The following is a 17967-nucleotide window of genomic DNA, read 5'->3' as shown; positions in this document are numbered from 1 at the left end:
TAGTGTGTATAATGCCCGCCGCAAAAGCGCACGAGGAATTATGCGATGACTGAATATAACGATGAGTACTGGATGCGTCAGGCATTGCAGCTGGCCCTGCGCGCGCAGGAAGAGGGCGAGGTGCCGGTGGGAGCGCTGCTGGTGCTGGACAATCAGGTCATCGGCGAGGGCTGGAATCGCCCGATCGGCCGACACGATCCTACCGCGCACGCCGAGATCATGGCGCTGCGCCAGGGCGGCGCGGTGCTGCAAAACTACCGCTTGTTGAACGCCACGCTGTACGTCACGCTGGAGCCCTGCGTGATGTGCGCCGGCGCGATGGTGCACAGCCGTATCCGCCGGTTGGTGTATGGCGCCGCCGACGAGAAAACCGGCGCGGCCGGTTCGCTGGTGGATATTTTGCGCCATCCGGGCATGAATCATCAGGTGGAGATCGTCTCGGGCGTGCTGGCGGACGAATGCGCCGCCACCCTGAGCAATTTCTTCCGTCTGCGCCGCGAACAGAAAAAAGCGCTCAGGCTGGCGCAGCGGGCGGCGGATAAGCCGGAATAATCAGTAGTTGAGCGCCAGTTCCGGCATCACCGTCGGATAGCCTTTTCCCAACGCTTCCTGCTCGGCGGCCGCTTGCGCCGCCTTTCTCTCTTTTTCCTGCAGATAGCCCACCAGGCTGACCTGATAGCGGCGGATATTTTCTACATAGTTGTAGGCTTCACGCCCGCGCGCATAGCCGTAGGTCAACTGCGGGTAGTAGCGCTTTTGGCTGAGCATCGGCAGGCGCTGTTTGACGTCGACCCAGCTGTCCGGGTTGCCTTTTTGCGTCTTGGTCAGCTTGCGCGCGTCCAGCATGTGGCCCCAGCCCATGTTGTAGGCCGCCAGCGAGAACCAGATGCGCTCGTCTTCCGGCACGCTGTCCGGCACCTTGGCCATCAGCCGCTGCAGGTAGAGCGCGCCGCCCTGAATGCTCTCTTCCGGATCGAGGCGGTCGTTGACCCCCAGGCCGTCGGCGGTGGCGCGGGTCAGCATCATCAGGCCGCGCACGCCGGTGGGGGAGGTGGCCTGCGGATTCCAGTGCGATTCCTGATAGGCGATGGCCGCCAGCAGCTTCCAGTCGATCTCGTTGGCGTGCTTCTCGAACAGCGGGCGGAAGTTGGGCAGCACCGAGTCGATGGCCGACAGGAAGGTTTTGGTGTCCACATAGTCGAAGCTGCCGACGTGGCCGAGGTACTTCTCTTCCAGCCGCGCCAGGGTGCCGTCGTCCACCATCTGGCTGTAGAAATCCAGCATCGCCGCGTACAGACTGTCGTCGCCGTCGCGTTTCAGATACCAGGTGACCGGCTCTTCGTCGGTGACGTCGAACGCCACCGCCAGCTGCGGATGGATGCGCTGCAGCAGCGCGATGGTCACCGAATCGCCGAGGGTGTAGTCCAGCTTGCCGTCGGCAACCCGCTCCAGCAGCTCTTTGGAGGTGAGATCGCTGGAGGACTCCCAGGCGAGATCCGGGTATTTATCCTGCTTGAGCTGTTTTAGCGTGCTGACGTGCGCGGAACCGGAGGCGACCGCCAGCTTGCCTTTGATGTCGGCGAAGCTTTTCGGCCGCGGGGTCCCCAGCCGGTACACCAGCTGTTGGGAAACAGAGTAGTAGGCCGGGCCGGTGCGCGCACGGCTGAGGCGTTCCTGGTTGTAGATCAGGCCCGCCGCCAGCAGGTCGGCGTCGTCGTCGTCCAGATCGTCGAACAGGTCATTGATGTTCTGATGGGGGATCACCACCAGCTTCACCCCGAGGTAGTTGGCGAAGCGCTTGGCCAGTTCGTAGTCGAGCCCACCTGGCCCTTGCTTGGTGTTGAAATAGGTCAGCGGGGAGTTCAGCGTGCTGATGCGCAACTCGCCGCGGGAAATGATCTCCTGGAGTTGCCCGCCCTGGCCGCTGCGCCAGGTGATATTGGGCCACAGCGCGAGAGCCAGAAGCAGGGTGACAACGCCGATGAGAATGTAGTTTATTTTAAGACGTTTCAAATAGTTATCCAGTGGTGGCACAGGTGCACCGGCGACGACAACCGCGACTTTTCTCATGGTTAAATCACCAGTGCGGGGGGCATTTTGCGCAACAAAACGCCAGTGTGCAACTTTATTGACACGTTATGACAATTCGACGGTGCGGCATGCTTTTATCAATAATCCCTACGCAAACGGTTTCGTCGGCGGCGAGGATTCTCTATAATGACGCGCGTTTTCCCCTGTTGCGCCCAATGAAGCGTCTTATCCGTCGCTTCGAAGACGAGAGAACTTTGATTATGGAAATTCTGCGTGGTTCGCCCGCTTTATCGGCTTTTCGCATTACCAAACTGCTGTCCCGCTGCCAGGACGCTCACCTGCCCGTCAGTGATATCTACGCCGAGTACGTCCACTTTGCCGATGTCAGCGCACCGCTAAGTGCCGAAGAACACGCCAAGCTTCAGCGTCTGCTCAAGTACGGTCCTTCTCTCGCCGAACACGCTCCCGAAGGCCGGCTGCTGCTGGTTACGCCGCGCCCGGGCACCATTTCTCCCTGGTCTTCCAAAGCCACCGACATCGCCCACAACTGCGGTTTGCAGCAGGTGCTGCGGTTGGAGCGCGGCCTGGCGTTCTACGTCAAGGCGCCCGAGCTGACGGAAACCCAGTGGCGCCAACTCGCCGCGCTGTTGCACGATCGCATGATGGAAACCGTCTTCAGCGAGCTGCAACAGGCCGAACAGCTGTTCGCGCACCATCAGCCGGCGCCGTATCAGTCGGTCGACGTGCTGGGCGCAGGGCGCACCGCGCTGGAGCAGGCCAACGTCCGGCTCGGCCTGGCGCTGGCGCAGGACGAGATCGACTACCTGCTGAATGCCTTTACCGGTTTGGGGCGCAACCCGACGGATATCGAACTCTATATGTTCGCGCAGGCCAACTCCGAGCATTGCCGCCACAAGATTTTCAACGCCGACTGGATCATCGACGGCGAACAGCAGCCTAAATCGCTGTTCAAAATGATCAAGAACACCTATGAGCAGACGCCGGACTACGTGCTGTCGGCGTATAAAGATAACGCCGCCGTGATGGAAGGTTCGCAGGTCGGCCGCTTCTTCGCCGCGCCGGACAACGGCACGTACGATTACCATCAGGAAGACGCGCACATCCTGATGAAGGTGGAAACTCACAACCACCCGACGGCGATCTCGCCGTGGCCGGGCGCCGCGACCGGCTCCGGCGGCGAGATCCGCGACGAGGGGGCTACCGGCCGCGGCGCCAAGCCGAAGGCGGGCCTGGTGGGCTTCTCAGTATCCAACCTGCGCATTCCCGGCTTTGAACAGCCGTGGGAGCAGGACTTCGGCAAACCGGAACGCATCGTCACCGCGCTGGATATCATGACCGAAGGCCCGCTGGGCGGCGCGGCGTTCAACAACGAATTCGGCCGTCCGGCGCTGCTGGGCTACTTCCGCACCTATGAAGAGCGCGTCAACAGCCATAACGGCGTCGAGCTGCGCGGCTACCACAAACCGATCATGCTGGCGGGCGGCATCGGCAACATCCGCGCCGATCACGTCCAGAAAGGGGAAATCACCGTCGGCGCCAAGCTGGTAGTGCTGGGCGGCCCGGCGATGAATATCGGCCTGGGCGGCGGCGCGGCGTCATCGATGGCGTCAGGCCAGTCCGATGCCGATCTGGATTTCGCGTCGGTGCAGCGCGACAACCCGGAAATGGAACGCCGCTGTCAGGAAGTGATCGACCGCTGCTGGCAGCTGGGCGACCAGAACCCGATCCTGTTTATCCATGACGTCGGCGCCGGCGGCCTGTCCAACGCCATGCCGGAGCTGGTGAGCGACGGCGGCCGCGGCGGCCGCTTCGAGCTGCGCGATATCCTCAACGACGAGCCGGGCATGAGCCCGCTGGAAGTGTGGTGCAACGAATCGCAGGAACGTTACGTGATGGCGATCGCCCCGGCGCAGATGGCGCAGTTCGATGAGATCTGCCGCCGCGAGCGCGCGCCTTACGCGGTGATCGGCGAAGCGACCGAAGAACAGCACCTGACGCTGAACGACCGCCACTTCGACAACCAACCGATCGACATGCCGCTGGACGTGCTGCTCGGCAAGACGCCGAAGATGACCCGCGACGTGACCCGTCTGCAGGCGCAGGGCCAGGCGGTGCAGCGTGAGAATATCACGCTGGCCGACGCGGTGAAGCGCGTGCTGCATCTGCCGGCCGTCGCGGAGAAAACCTTCCTGATCACCATCGGCGACCGCACCGTCACCGGCATGGTGGCGCGCGACCAAATGGTCGGCCCGTGGCAGATCCCGGTGGCCGACTGCGCGGTCACCACCGCCAGCCTGGACAGTTATTACGGCGAGGCGATGTCGCTCGGCGAACGCGCGCCAGTGGCGCTGCTGGACTTCGCCGCTTCCGGCCGCCTGGCGGTCGGGGAAGCGCTGACCAACCTGGCCGCTACGGAAATCGGCAGCCTGAAGCGCGTGAAGCTGTCCGCCAACTGGATGGCCGCCGCCGGCCACCCGGGTGAAGACGCCGGCCTGTACGAGGCGGTAAAAGCGGTGGGTGAAGAACTGTGCCCGGCGCTGGGCATCACCATTCCGGTGGGTAAAGACTCCATGTCGATGAAAACCCGCTGGCAGGAAGGCAATGAACAGCGTGAAATGACCTCGCCGCTGTCGCTGGTCATCACCGCCTTCGCCCGTGTGGAAGACGTGCGCCATACCGTGACGCCGCAATTGCGCACCGATAAGGGCGACAGCGCGCTGCTGTTGATCGACCTGGGCAACGGGCATAACGCGCTGGGCGCCACCGCGCTGGCGCAGGTTTATCGCCAACTGGGCGACAAACCGGCCGACGTGCGCAACGTCGCGCAGCTGGCGGGCTTCTTCAACGCCATGCAGCAGTTGGTGGCCGATCGCGCGCTGCTGGCTTACCACGATCGCGCCGACGGCGGCCTGCTGGTGACGCTGGCGGAAATGGCCTTCGCCGGTCACTGCGGCGTAGAGGTTAACCTCGATGGCCTCGGTGACGATGCGCTGGCGGTGCTGTTCAACGAAGAGTTGGGCGCAGTGATCCAGGTGAGCGCCGAACGTCTTGACGACGTGAAGCGGGCGTTCGCGCAGCACGGGCTGACCGACAACGTGCATCACATCGGCAGCGCGCAGGCCGGCGATCGTTTCGTCATCAACCAACATGGCAAGGCGCTGTACAGCGAAAGCCGCAATACGCTGCGCACCTGGTGGGCGGAAACCACCTGGCAGATGCAGCGTCTGCGCGACAACCCGGCGTGCGCCGATCAGGAACATCAGGCCAAGCAGGATGAACAAGATCCCGGCCTGAACGTGAAACTGACCTTTGCGCCGCAGGAAGACATCGCCGCGCCGTACATCGCCAAGGGCGCTCGCCCGAAAGTGGCGGTGCTGCGCGAGCAGGGGGTGAACTCCCACGTTGAAATGGCGGCGGCGTTCCACCGCGCCGGCTTTGACGCGGTGGACGTGCACATGAGCGATCTGCTGGCAGGGCGCCGCGATCTGCAGGACTTCCACACGCTGGTGGCCTGCGGCGGCTTCTCCTACGGCGACGTACTGGGCGCCGGCGAAGGCTGGGCGAAGTCTATCCTGTTCAACGAGCGGGTGCGTGACGAGTTCGAGGCGTTCTTCCACCGTCCGCAGACGCTGGCGCTGGGCGTATGCAACGGCTGCCAGATGATGTCCAACCTGCGCGAGCTGATCCCGGGCGCCGAACACTGGCCGCGCTTCGTGCGTAACCTGTCGGATCGCTTCGAGGCGCGCTTCAGCCTGGTGGAAGTGGCGGCCAGCCCGTCGTTGTTCATGCAAGGTATGACCGGTTCGCGCATGCCGATCGCCGTTTCCCACGGTGAAGGGCACGTCGAAGTGCGCGATGCGGCGCATCTGGCGGCGCTGGAAAGCCATGGCCTGGTGGCGCTGCGTTTCGTCAATAACGCCGGTCAGGTCACGGAGGCTTACCCGGCTAACCCGAACGGTTCGCCGAACGGCATTACCGCCGTGACCAGCGCCAACGGGCGCGCCACGGTGATGATGCCGCACCCGGAACGCGTGTTCCGCACCGTCAGCAACTCCTGGCACCCGGAAGAGTGGGGCGAGGACAGCCCGTGGATGCGCATGTTCCGCAACGCCCGTAAGCAACTGGGTTAAAAACGGCCACCACCGTACAGAGGGCGCAAGCAATTGCGCCCTTTTTTATGGCCGGCGTTCGCCGTCTGGCGGCAGTGTCTGCATTTTGCGACAGGCGCTATTTTTCGTGTCGCTAAATGGAGACATTTAACTATTTGATTTTATTGGTGGTAAGCAGGTTTGACTTTAGTTGTCTGCATTTGGCGACAGCGCGGCGTTTTTTTCATCATTCATCACCGTGTAATGGACGAGGGAATTTGCTGATTTTATTTTATTTTCAAATAAAATCATTGTGTTATGATTTTTATTGCAAAATTGGCACGCTACGTGCATTATTCTCGGCGGCTGCTCATTCACCTTTTTATGACGGCGCCGTCATTAGACGGCAAATCGCCTCATAAGCCTCCGAATGATGCCAAAGAAATGGTGCCTATCGTCCAACCAAACCGATAACAGACCGCGCAAGCGGCTTTATCAAGCATCGGGCGACACGTGGAGTGAGGCACCGCCTGTATCCAACTGTGATGAAGGGTTCATCAATCCTGGATACTTACGGATGCTATTCGTCCTGTTCGATGCCAGCCGCTGCGCTACATCAGCCTGGGGACGAGGTTTAAGGGCATCCACACTTTCCTTGCGTTGGGGCAAGTTTCTTGCCCCGATGTCAATTCTCAACGCTGCGCTTATGCCCGTTTCGTTGCCTATGTCCTCGAACGCAGACGCTATCCCCACACGCTCGTTTTCGCACCGGTTGATGTTACCGGGGCCGCATGCCGTCGGCAGGCCAGGTCCATGGGCGCGGTTCGCCGATTCTGCCGCTTTTTCCTTGTGCGTTCAGGATTCTCCCCTGCCGGGCTTTTCTCTTTCCGGCGAGTCAGTTAGCATCGTGACAGAGCTGAGAGAATGAGATGATTTCGTTGAAAAAATGGCGTTTATTCCCCCGTTCGCTGCGGCAATTGGTGCTGCTGGCCTTCCTGTTGGTGCTGCTGCCGCTGTTGGTGCTGGCCTATCAAGCCTACCAGAGCCTGGATCACCTCAGCGCGCAGGCGGCGGACATTAACCGCACCACGCTGGTGGACGCGCGGCGCAGCGAGGCGATGACCAGCGTGGCGCTGGAGATGGAGCGCAGCTATCGTCAGTACTGCGTGCTGGTCGATCCTACGCTGCAGAAGCTGTACCAGAACCAGCGCAAACAGTATTCGCAGATGCTGGACGCCCATGCGCCGATTCTGCCGGACGAGCGCTACTACCAAACGCTGCGTCAGTTGTTGACCCAGCTGGCGGCGATCAAATGCCATAACAGCGGGCCGGACCAAGAGGCTTCGGCCTTGCTCGAATCGTTCTCCCGTTCCAACGCCGAAATGGTGCAGGCCACGCGCGCGGTGGTGTTCTCGCGCGGCCAGCAGCTGCAGCAAGCCATCGCCGAGCGCGGCCAGTTCTTCGGCTGGCAGGCGCTGCTGCTGTTCCTGGTCAGCGTGCTGCTGGTGGTGCTGTTTACCCGCATGATCATCGGGCCGGTCAAGGCCGTGGAACGGATGATCAACCGCCTGGGGGAGGGGCGTGCGCTGGGCAGCACCGCATCGTTCAAAGGGCCGCGCGAGCTGCGTTCGCTGGCGCAGCGCATCATTTGGCTGAGCGAGCGGTTGGCGTGGCTGGAATCGCAGCGCCACGAATTCTTGCGCCATATCTCGCACGAGTTGAAAACGCCGCTGGCCAGCATGCGCGAAGGCACCGAGCTGCTGGCCGACGAGGTGGCGGGGCCGCTGACTTCCGATCAGAAAGAGGTGGTGGCGATCCTCGACAACAGCAGTCGCCACCTGCAGCAGCTGATTGAACAGCTGCTGGATTACAACCGCAAACTGGCCGATGGCCCGGCGGAACACGAGAACGTCGAGCTGCGCGAGATGGTCGATTTGGTGGTCGCCGCGCACAGTTTGCCGGCGCGGGCGAAGATGATTTCCACCGAAATCGCGCTGGAGGCGGAAATCTGCTGGGCAGAGCCTACGCTATTAATGCGCGTGCTGGATAATCTCTACTCCAATGCGGTGCACTACGGCAAGGAATCCGGTAACATTTGGATCCGCAGCCGTCAGGTTGGGCAACGGGTGCAAATCGACGTCGCCAATACCGGCACGCCGATCCCCGAGGCTGAAAGAGCCATGATTTTCGAGCCTTTTTTCCAGGGTAGTCACCAGCGAAAAGGGGCGGTAAAAGGAAGCGGACTGGGGTTGAGCATCGCTCAGGACTGTATCCGTCGCATGCGCGGTGAGCTGCAACTGGCGACGGTCGCCGGTGCAGACGTCTGCTTCCGCATTGAACTGCCGTTAACCGCCGAGAATGAATAAATAATGTACACATGGTCTAAGCGCCTTCGTCTTTCACAGACCGAACGTTCACCGCGTGCCACGCACAGAGCGCCGCTCGGCAAACGCCCGATCAGCTGGTTGGGCGCCGTTTTCTTTATGCCGCTGTTGCTGGCGGGCTGCGTCGATCGCGCCGTCAGCGGCGGCCTGAGCGCTCAGCAGCAAGAGGCGATCCCGGATACCAAGGTGATCGATTACCGCACCGCGGCTTGCGATACCCTGTGGCAGTTGGACGACAAGGATGCGCTGGATAACGCGCTCTACTGGCTGCGCGCGATGGACTGCGCCGATCGCATCGGCTCAACCCAGGCGCGCGCGCTGGCGAAAACGGTGCCTGGCGACAGCTGGTCCGGCGTTTTCAAACAGAGCATCCTGCTGGGGAGCGCACAGCCGACCTCCGGCGAACGCCGCCAGATGATCGACAGGATCAACAGCTACCGGATGGAGTTTCCCGGTTCGCTGCGTCCACTGACGCAGCTGTGGCGCCAGCAGCAGATGCTGCAGATCACGCTGTTCGATGAGAAAGCGCGTTATCAGCATCTGCAGGAGAGCAGCGACAGCCAGATCGATTCGCTGCGCCAGAGCCAGGCGCGCTTGCAATCGCAGCTGCAGGACACCTCGCGCAAGCTGGAAAACCTGACCGACATCGAGCGCCAGCTCTCATCGCGCAAGCAGTTGCAAGGGGAAATACCGGACAACGGCGCGGGCTCGCAAAAGGGCGACGCCGCCGGTAAAAACGGCGCGGCCGCCAAAGGGGCTGAGCCGCAGGACGAACCGGAAAAGGGCACTGCGCTGCCGGTTGAACCGGAAGACACCTATACGCCGCACCCCGCCAATAAGGAGTCCCACGCGCAATGACCGCACGCAAACCGGCCAACCTGTTATTGGTTGACGACGATCCCAGCTTGCTGAAGCTGCTGGGCATGCGCCTGACCAGCGAAGGTTTTCACGTCACCACCGCCGAAAGCGGCCAGGAAGCGCTGCGCCTGCTGGCGCGCGAGCAGATCGATCTGGTGATCAGCGATCTGCGCATGGATGAGATGGACGGCATGGCGCTGTTCGCCGAGATCCAAAAACATCAGCCGGGCATGCCGGTGATCATTCTCACCGCGCACGGTTCGATTCCCGATGCGGTGGCCGCCACCCAGCAGGGGGTGTTCAGCTTTCTCACCAAACCGGTGGATCGCGATGCGCTGTACAAGGCCATCGACGAGGCGCTCGCGCTGTCGGCCAGCCCGGCCGGCGACGATGCCTGGCGGGAAGACATCGTCACCCGCAGCCCGTTGATGCTGCGCCTGCTGGAGCAGGTGAAAATGGTGGCGCAGTCAGACGTCAGCGTGTTGATCAACGGCCAGAGCGGCACCGGTAAAGAGGTGGTGGCGCAGGCGATCCACGCGGCCAGCCCGCGCGCCAGCAAGGCGTTCATCGCCATCAACTGCGGCGCGCTGCCGGAGCAACTGCTGGAGTCCGAACTGTTCGGCCATGCCAAGGGCGCCTTCACCGGCGCGGTCAGCAGCCGCGAAGGGCTGTTCCAGGCGGCGGCGGGCGGCACGCTGTTCCTCGACGAGATCGGCGATATGCCGCTGTCGCTGCAGGTGAAGCTGCTGCGCGTGCTGCAGGAACGCAAGGTGCGGCCGCTCGGCAGCAATCGCGATCTGGACATTGACGTGCGCATCATCTCCGCCACCCACCGCGATCTGCAAAAGGCGATGGCGAAGAACGAGTTTCGCGAGGATCTCTACTACCGCCTCAACGTGGTGAACCTGAAGATCCCGGCGCTCAACGAGCGCGCCGAAGATATCCCGCTGCTGGCCAATCACCTGTTGCGCGAAGCGGCGCAGCGGCACAAGCCGTTCGTGCGCAGCTTCTCGACCGACGCCATGAAGCGGCTGATGACCGCCAGTTGGCCGGGCAACGTGCGTCAGCTGGTCAACGTCATCGAGCAGTGCGTGGCGCTGACTTCGGCGCCGGTGATTAGCGAAGCGTTGGTTGAGCAGGCGCTGGAAGGGGAAAACACCGCGCTGCCGACTTTCGCCGAAGCGCGCAACCAGTTTGAGTTGCACTATCTGCGCAAACTGCTGCAGATCACCAAGGGCAACGTGACCCAGGCCGCGCGCATGGCGGGACGCAACCGCACCGAGTTTTACAAATTGCTGTCGCGCCACGAGCTGGACGCCAACGATTTTAAAGAATGACAGTTTCCCGCCGGCGCCTGCCACGCAGGTTCTCAACAAATCCGGCGGAATGATTTACACTCCGTTCTCTTTGCCGCGGCGCGCCCCGGCGTAGAGCACCATGGAACGTATTAAGCGGGATCGTACACAAATGAGCAGATCACTTTCCATCGCCCTGGCCCAGCTGAACCTGCTGGTCGGCGACATTGAAGGCAACACCGAACGCATGTTGCAAATCGTGCAGGAGCAGCAGAAGGCGGGAGCCGATCTGGTCATGTTCAGCGAACTGGCGCTGTCCGGCTACCCGCCGGAAGATCTGCTGTATCGCAATGATTTCTATGAGCGCTGTGATGCGCAGCTGCTGCGCCTGCAGCAGGCTTCCGCCGAGACGGCGATCCTGGTCGGCCACCCGTGGCGCGAAGGCGACAAGCTGTATAACGCGCTGTCGCTGTTCGCCGAAGGCCGCCTGTTGACCCGCTACTTCAAGCAGCAGCTGCCGAACTACGGCGTGTTCGATGAGAAGCGCTATTTCCACGCCGGCAACGACACCTGCGTGGTGGAGTTGAAAGGCTACCGTCTGGGGCTGCTGATTTGCGAAGATCTGTGGTTCCCTGAGCCGATCGACGCCGCCAAGGCGGCCGGCGCGGAGATTATCCTGTCGATCAATGCCTCGCCGTATAACCGCGAAAAACCGTATATCCGTAAAACGCTGATGGCCGGCCACTGCCAGCGCACCCAGCTGCCGCTGGTGTACCTCAATCAGGTCGGCGGCCAGGATGAGCTGATCTTCGACGGCTGCTCCAAGGTATTCGATGCCGCCGGCACCATGACCCACCGTCTGGCGGCCTTCGACGAGCAGGTGACTCGTCTGGAATTCAACGAGCTGGATGTGGTGCCGATGGCCGATCCGGCCGCCGAATTGCCGCAGCTGGCGCAGGTGTATCAGGCGCTGGTGCTGGCGGTGCGCGACTACGTGACCAAAAACGGCTTTAAAGGCGCGGTGCTGGGGCTGTCCGGCGGCATCGACTCGGCGCTGACGCTGGCGATCGCCGTGGATGCGTTGGGCAAAGACAAGGTGCAGGCGCTGATGATGCCATTCCGCTACACCGCGGATATCAGCATCGCCGACGCCAAGGAAGAGGCGGAAATCCTCGGCGTGGAGTTCGATATCGTCTCCATCGAACCGATGTTCGACGCCTTTATGGGCCAGCTGTCGCCGATGTTCGCCGGCACCGAGCGCGACACCACCGAAGAAAACCTGCAGGCGCGTTGCCGCGGGGTGGTGCTGATGGCGCTGTCCAACAAACGCCGCAGCATCGTGCTGACCACCGGCAACAAGAGCGAAATGGCGGTCGGTTACGCCACGCTGTACGGCGATATGGCCGGCGGTTTCGACGTGTTGAAAGACGTGCCGAAAACGCTGGTGTTCAAGCTGTCCGAATACCGTAACACCGTCTCCTACGTGATCCCGCAGCGGGTGATCGATCGTCCGCCGTCCGCCGAGCTGGCGCCGGATCAGGTCGATCAGGACAGCCTGCCGCCGTACGATATCCTGGATGCGATCCTGGAAGGCTACGTTGAGCGCGACAAGTCGGTCGCCGATCTGGTGGCCGAAGGGTTCGACGAAGCGATCGTGCGCAAGGTGATCCGCCTGGTGGACATCAACGAATACAAGCGGCGTCAGGCCGCCGTCGGGCCGCGCATCACCGCCCGTAACTTCGGCAAAGACCGCCGCTACCCCATCACATCCGGTTTTGGCCGCAAAAATTGGTAAAAGGAAAGAAGATGAAAAAGATCGACGCGATTATCAAGCCGTTCAAACTGGATGACGTCCGCGAAGCGCTGGCCGAAGTGGGCATCACCGGCATGACGGTCACCGAAGTGAAAGGCTTCGGCCGCCAGAAGGGCCACACCGAGCTGTACCGCGGCGCCGAATACATGGTCGACTTTCTGCCTAAGGTGAAGATCGAGATTGTGGTTGCCGACGACATCGTCGACACCTGCGTGGAAACCATCATGCAGACGGCGCAGACCGGCAAGATCGGCGACGGCAAAATCTTCGTCTTCGACGTGGCGCGCGTGGTGCGCATCCGTACCGGCGAGCAGGACGAAGAAGCGATCTGATCCTCCGCAGGATTATCGGCCATCAGGGCGCAGCGTGCTGCGCCCTTGTCATTTTTGTCCCCCCGCACATCGCACTTCTTAGCCTCGCCGTTTCCCCCTTTTTGTCCGTAGGCATTCTAAAAAAGCGAACGCTATCGCGTTTTTGACACTTTTCCCGATCGCTTTTCTCGCGGGATCTACAATCAATCTAACTATCTTGATTGAGGTGATCCCCAATGAATTTCAAGTTGCGGCTAGGCGGCAAGGGCGTGCATCCCCAGGAGCTTACTCAAGTAAGTGACTGGGGTAAGCGCACGCAGACAACAACGCAGCGGCTTGAAAGGCGATGGGGATGATGACGTTACGCCAAATCCGCCACTTCATCGCCGTGGCGGAAACCGGGTCGATCTCCGCCGGCGCCCAGGCGGTGTTTGTCTCCCAGTCTTCGCTGACGCTCGCTATCCAGCAGCTGGAAACCGAGATCGGCGTGCGGCTGTTCGATCGCCACGCCAAGGGCATGACGCTGACCCATCAGGGGCACCAATTTTTGCGCCAGTCGTATCTGATCCTGGCGACGGTGGACAACGCCAAGCGCAGCCTGCAGATCGGTACCGAAAGCCTGACCGGCAAGCTGACTATCGGCGTCACCAGCCTGGTGGCCGGTTATTTCCTGGTGGAGTTGCTCACGCGCTTTAAATCGGCTTATCCCAACGTCACCGTGCAGGTGGTTGAAGACGAACGTCCGTACATCGAGCATCTGCTGGTCAGCGGCGAGATCGATATCGGCGTGCTGATCTTGTCGAATATCGAAGACCGCGACGCGTTGCAGACCGAGGTGCTGATGCACTCGCCGTATCGTCTGTGGCTGCCGCCGCTGCACCCGCTGCTGGAGCACGAGAGCATCAGCCTGGCGGACGTGGCCAAACAGCCGCTGATCCAGCTCAACGCCGATGAAATGGACGTGCACGCGCGGCGCATCTGGGCGCGCGCCGGGCTGAAGCCGGAGATCGCCATGAAGACCGCCTCGACCGAGGCGGTGCGCAGCCTGGTGGCGGCGGGGATGGGCGTCTCCATCCAACCGGACATGGCGTACCGCGCCTGGTCGCTGGAGGGCAACATGATCGAGGCGCGCAAGCTGGACGATTTGCTGGAGCCGCTGGATATCGGGTTGGCATGGCGGCGCGGTAGCGCGCGGCCGGAGCTGGTGACGCCGTTCCTCACCATCGCGCGTGAGAACGGCAGCAAACACGCCGCCGGGCTTAAGCATTCGATTTAATCGAACGCGTCGTTCAGTATTTAGAATTTGTTGCCCGCCAGAGGCTCGCTTAGGCTGATTAAAACTAACTTATTCACATTTGGTTAACGTTTTTGTCACTTAGGGGCGTCAGGCGATGGCGGATGTGCAGGTTCTCTCAGGTTTGTCCTGTCAGCAGTTCATTAACGGTCAGCTTATCGACGGCGAAGGCCAGCAGGAATGCATCGTCAATCCGGCCAACGGCGAGACGCTGATCGCCCTTACCGAAGCCTCTGCGGCGCAGGTCGGCAGCGCGGTGAAAGCCGCGCAGCAGGCGTTTGGCCATTGGTCGCGCACTACGCCGGCCCAGCGCGCCACGCTGTTGCTGCGCATCGCCGACGCCATCGAGCGGCAGGCGCCGCAGTTGGCGCAGCTGGAAGCCCTCAACTGCGGCAAGCCGCTGCATCAGGCGCTCAATGACGATCTGCCGGCGGCGGTCGACGTGTTCCGCTTCTTCGCCGGCGCGGTGCGTACGCAGCAAGGGCAACTGGCCGGTGAGTATGTGCCGGGCCACACCTCGATGATCCGCCGCGATCCGATCGGCGTGGTGGCCTCGATCGCTCCCTGGAACTATCCGCTGATGATGGCGGCGTGGAAGATTGCGCCGGCGTTGGCGGCGGGCAATACCGTGGTGTTCAAACCGTCCGAGCACACGCCGCTGACCATTTTGGCGCTGGTGCCGGCGCTGCAGGAGATCCTGCCGCCGGGCGTGCTGAATATTGTCTACGGCGGCGGGGAAGGGGTCGGCAGCCAGCTGGTGGGGCACCCGCAGGTGCGGCTGGTGTCGGTCACCGGCGATATCGTCACCGGGCAAAAAATTCTCCAGGCGGCGGCCAAAAGCGTCAAGCGCACTCATCTGGAGCTGGGGGGCAAAGCGCCGGTGATCGTCTGCGACGACGCCGATCTCGACGAGGTGGTCAACGGCATTCGCACCTACGGCTATTACAACGCCGGCCAGGACTGCACCGCCGCCTGCCGCATCTACGCGCAGGCCGGCATCTATCCCAAACTGGTGGACGCGCTGGGCGAGGCGGTCGCCAGCCTGCGCTTCGCCCGCAAGCGCGATCAGGACAACGAGATCGGCCCGCTGATCAGTGCCCGCCAGCGCGATCGCGTCGCCAGCTTTGTCGAGCGGGCGCTCAGCCAACCGCATATCGAATTGATCACCGGCGCCGCGGCGCACTCCGGGCCGGGGTTCTACTACCAGCCGACCCTGCTGGCGGGTTGCCTGCAAAGCGACGAGATCGTGCAGCGTGAGGTGTTTGGCCCGGTGGTCAGCGTCACGCGCTTCGAACACCTGGAGCAGGCGGTCGCGTGGGCCAACGACTCGGAATACGGCCTGGCCTCGTCGGTGTGGACGCAAAATATCGATCGGGCGCTGCACATCGCCGCTCATCTGCAGTACGGCAGCACCTGGATCAACACCCATTTCACCTTGGCGAGCGAAATGCCGCACGGCGGCCTGAAACGCTCCGGCTACGGCAAGGATCTGTCCAGCGATTCGCTGCAGGATTACAGCGTTGTCAGGCACGTAATGGCGAAGTTCAAAGCCGGCTTCTAACGGTTATATCAAGAAAAATCAGGCGGCAGCCGTTCCCTGCCGCATACCGATAAGCAACACAGGGGTAATTACGATGGGAAAAACTACCGCAGTCACCACCACCGTCTCCGCGCTCTGTCTCACCGTGCTGTGCGGCCTGGCCCAGGCGGCCGATCTGCCGCAGTCGCTGGGCAAAGGCGAAGGCCGGCTGGATATCATCGCCTGGCCCGGCTACATCGAACGCGGCCAGTCCGACAAAAACTACGACTGGGTCACCCAGTTTGAGAAGCAAACCGGCTGTGCGGTGAACGTGAAGACCGCCGCCACCTCCGATGAAATGGTCAGCCTGATGGCCAAGGGCGGCTACGATCTGGTGACCGCCTCCGGCGACGCCTCGCTGCGCCTGATCTTCGGCAAGCGGGTGCAGCCGATCAACACCGCGCTGATCCCGAACTGGAAGAACATCGATCCGCGCCTGTTGAACGGCGCCTGGTACACCGTGGACGGCAAAACCTACGGCACGCCGTACCAGTGGGGGCCGAACCTGCTGATGTACAACACCAAAACCTTCCCGACGCCGCCGGACAGCTGGGCGGTGATCTTCCAGCAGCAGAACCTGCCGGACGGCAAGAGCAACCAGGGGCGGGTGCAGGCTTACGACGGCCCGATCTACATCGCCGACGCGGCGTTGTTCCTGAAAGCCACCCAGCCGCAGCTCGGCATCAGCGATCCTTACCAGCTCAACGAAGAGCAGTATCAGGCGGCGCTGAAGCTGCTGCGCAGCCAGCACGCGCTGATCCACCGCTACTGGCACGACACCTCGGTGCAGATGAGCGACTTTAAAAACGAAGGCGTGGTGGCCTCCAGCGCCTGGCCGTATCAGGCCAACGCCCTGAAGGGCGAGGGGCAGCCGATCGCCACCGTGTTCCCGAAAGAGGGCGTGACCGGCTGGGCGGATACCACCATGTTGCACAGCGACGCCAAACACCCGAGCTGCGCCTACCAGTGGATGAACTGGTCGCTGGAGCCGAAGGTGCAGGGTGATGTGGCGGCCTGGTTCGGGTCGGTGCCGGCTTCGCCGGCGGGCTGTAAGGCCAGCGCGCTGCTGGGTGAGAAGGGCTGCGAAACCAACGGCTTTAACCAGTTCGATAAAATCGCCTTCTGGAAAACGCCGCAGGCGCAGGGCGGCAAGTTTGTGCCATATAGCCGCTGGACCCAGGATTACATCGCCATCATGGGCGGCCGCTAAGCCGCGGGGCGCAGCCCGCTGCGCCCGAATTACATCAGAATGGAGCACAGAAAATGACCATTGCCGTGCAATTCATCGATGTTTCGCGGACTTTCGGCGATGTTCGCGCCGTGGATCGGGTATCCATCGACATTCAGGACGGGGAATTCTTCTCCATGCTCGGGCCGTCCGGCTCGGGCAAAACCACCTGCCTGCGCCTGATCGCCGGCTTTGAACAGCTCACTTCCGGCTCGATTCGCATCCACGGCCAGGAAGCCGCCAACCTGCCGCCGTACCAGCGCGACGTGAACACCGTGTTTCAGGATTACGCGCTGTTTCCGCACATGTCGGTGCTGGAAAACGTCGCCTACGGCCTGATGGTGAAGGGGGTCGCCAAACGCGAGCGGCTGGCGCGGGCGCAAGAGGCGCTGGAGAGCGTGGCGCTCGGTTTCGTCGCCGAACGCAAGCCGGCGCACCTGTCGGGCGGCCAGCGGCAGCGCGTGGCGCTGGCGCGCGCGCTGGTCAATCGGCCGCGGGTGCTGCTGCTGGACGAACCGCTCGGCGCGCTGGATCTCAAGCTGCGCGAGCAGATGCAGGGCGAGCTGAAGAAGCTGCAGCGCCAGCTGGGCATCACCTTTATCTTCGTCACCCACGATCAAAGCGAAGCGCTGTCGATGTCCGATCGGGTGGCGGTGTTCAATAACGGCCGCATCGAACAGGTGGATACGCCGCGCGAGCTTTACATGCGGCCGAAGACGCCGTTCGTCGCCGAGTTCGTCGGCACCTCCAACGTGGTGCGCAGCGAGCTGGCGCAGCGCCTGCTCGGCGAAAGCCGAACCTTCTCGATCCGGCCGGAACATATCCGCCTGCTGGAGCAAGGCGGCGCGGCGCAGGACGAGATCCAGGTGCAGGGCACGCTGCAGGAAATCCATTACCAGGGCGCGGCCACGCGCTATGAAATCGCGCTGAACGGCGGCGAAAAGCTGCTGGTCAGCCAGGCCAATCCGCAGTGGATCGCCGAAGGGCAACAGCGGCAGATCGGCCAGCCGATCGTCGCCTGCTGGCCGCGCGCGGCGATGGTGCCGCTGCTGGAGGAGAGGTGAG

12 protein-coding genes are annotated in these 17967 nt (G+C 62.3%); 11 read left to right on the top strand and 1 reads right to left on the bottom strand.

Features of this window, described 5'->3' with window-relative positions:
- The first annotated feature begins 45 nt into the window (after positions 1-45).
- Positions 46-552 (top strand): tRNA adenosine(34) deaminase TadA, encoded by a 507-nt coding sequence (tadA, locus tag J0F90_RS18570; RefSeq protein ID WP_015378796.1) that lies wholly within the window; start codon positions 46-48, stop codon positions 550-552.
- Here tadA and mltF read toward each other — a convergent pair whose 3' ends face one another.
- Complete coding sequence (mltF, locus tag J0F90_RS18565; RefSeq protein WP_004941352.1) at positions 553-2013, bottom strand: membrane-bound lytic murein transglycosylase MltF; 1461 nt, start codon at positions 2011-2013, stop codon at positions 553-555.
- Positions 2014-2291: 278 nt separating this feature from the next.
- On the opposite strand from mltF, the gene purL reads away from it, so the two are divergent.
- The 10 genes from purL (at position 2292) to J0F90_RS18515 (ending at position 17966) form a co-directional block, all read left to right on the top strand.
- Positions 2292-6182: a phosphoribosylformylglycinamidine synthase gene (purL, locus tag J0F90_RS18560; RefSeq protein ID WP_033641370.1), complete on the top strand. Its 3891-nt coding sequence runs from the start codon at positions 2292-2294 to the stop codon at positions 6180-6182.
- Between the two features lie 887 nt (positions 6183-7069).
- Entirely contained in the window at positions 7070-8506 is a 1437-nt protein-coding gene (locus J0F90_RS18555; protein WP_004941357.1) for a sensor histidine kinase, read from the top strand.
- Between the two features lie 3 nt (positions 8507-8509).
- Entirely contained in the window at positions 8510-9382 is an 873-nt protein-coding gene (gene qseG, locus J0F90_RS18550) for a two-component system QseEF-associated lipoprotein QseG (RefSeq protein WP_050072195.1), read from the top strand.
- Positions 9379-10719, top strand: a complete 1341-nt coding sequence (gene glrR, locus J0F90_RS18545; protein WP_004941361.1) for a two-component system response regulator GlrR — start codon at positions 9379-9381, stop codon at positions 10717-10719. Before qseG ends, glrR begins: the two co-directional genes overlap by 4 nt.
- Before the next feature lie 130 nt (positions 10720-10849).
- Positions 10850-12472 carry an NAD+ synthase gene (locus J0F90_RS18540; RefSeq protein ID WP_004941363.1) on the top strand — a complete coding sequence of 541 codons (1623 nt, stop codon included), beginning with the start codon at positions 10850-10852 and terminating at the stop codon, positions 12470-12472.
- A gap of 11 nt (positions 12473-12483) precedes the next feature.
- Positions 12484-12822 (top strand): nitrogen regulatory protein P-II, encoded by a 339-nt coding sequence (glnB, locus tag J0F90_RS18535; RefSeq protein ID WP_004847623.1) that lies wholly within the window; start codon positions 12484-12486, stop codon positions 12820-12822.
- 331 nt (positions 12823-13153) lie between these two features.
- Positions 13154-14077 carry a LysR substrate-binding domain-containing protein gene (locus tag J0F90_RS18530; protein WP_015378793.1) on the top strand — a complete coding sequence of 308 codons (924 nt, stop codon included), beginning with the start codon at positions 13154-13156 and terminating at the stop codon, positions 14075-14077.
- A gap of 115 nt (positions 14078-14192) precedes the next feature.
- Complete coding sequence (locus J0F90_RS18525) at positions 14193-15656, top strand: gamma-aminobutyraldehyde dehydrogenase (protein ID WP_033639607.1); 1464 nt, start codon at positions 14193-14195, stop codon at positions 15654-15656.
- Positions 15657-15729: 73 nt separating this feature from the next.
- On the top strand, positions 15730-16884 hold the full coding sequence (gene ydcS, locus J0F90_RS18520) for a putative ABC transporter substrate-binding protein YdcS (RefSeq protein ID WP_033639608.1): 1155 nt from the start codon (positions 15730-15732) through the stop codon (positions 16882-16884).
- A gap of 53 nt (positions 16885-16937) precedes the next feature.
- The gene (locus J0F90_RS18515) at positions 16938-17966 is read left to right on the top strand and encodes an ABC transporter ATP-binding protein (RefSeq protein ID WP_015378790.1); all 1029 of its coding nucleotides are present in this window, start codon (positions 16938-16940) and stop codon (positions 17964-17966) included.
- Position 17967 lies beyond the last annotated feature (1 nt).

The sequence above is a fragment of the Serratia marcescens subsp. marcescens ATCC 13880 genome (assembly GCF_017299535.1).
Classification (GTDB): Bacteria; Pseudomonadota; Gammaproteobacteria; order Enterobacterales; family Enterobacteriaceae; genus Serratia; species Serratia marcescens.
Note: the sequence above shows the minus strand (reverse complement) of the source record. Positions and strands in the feature narration are given on the sequence as shown.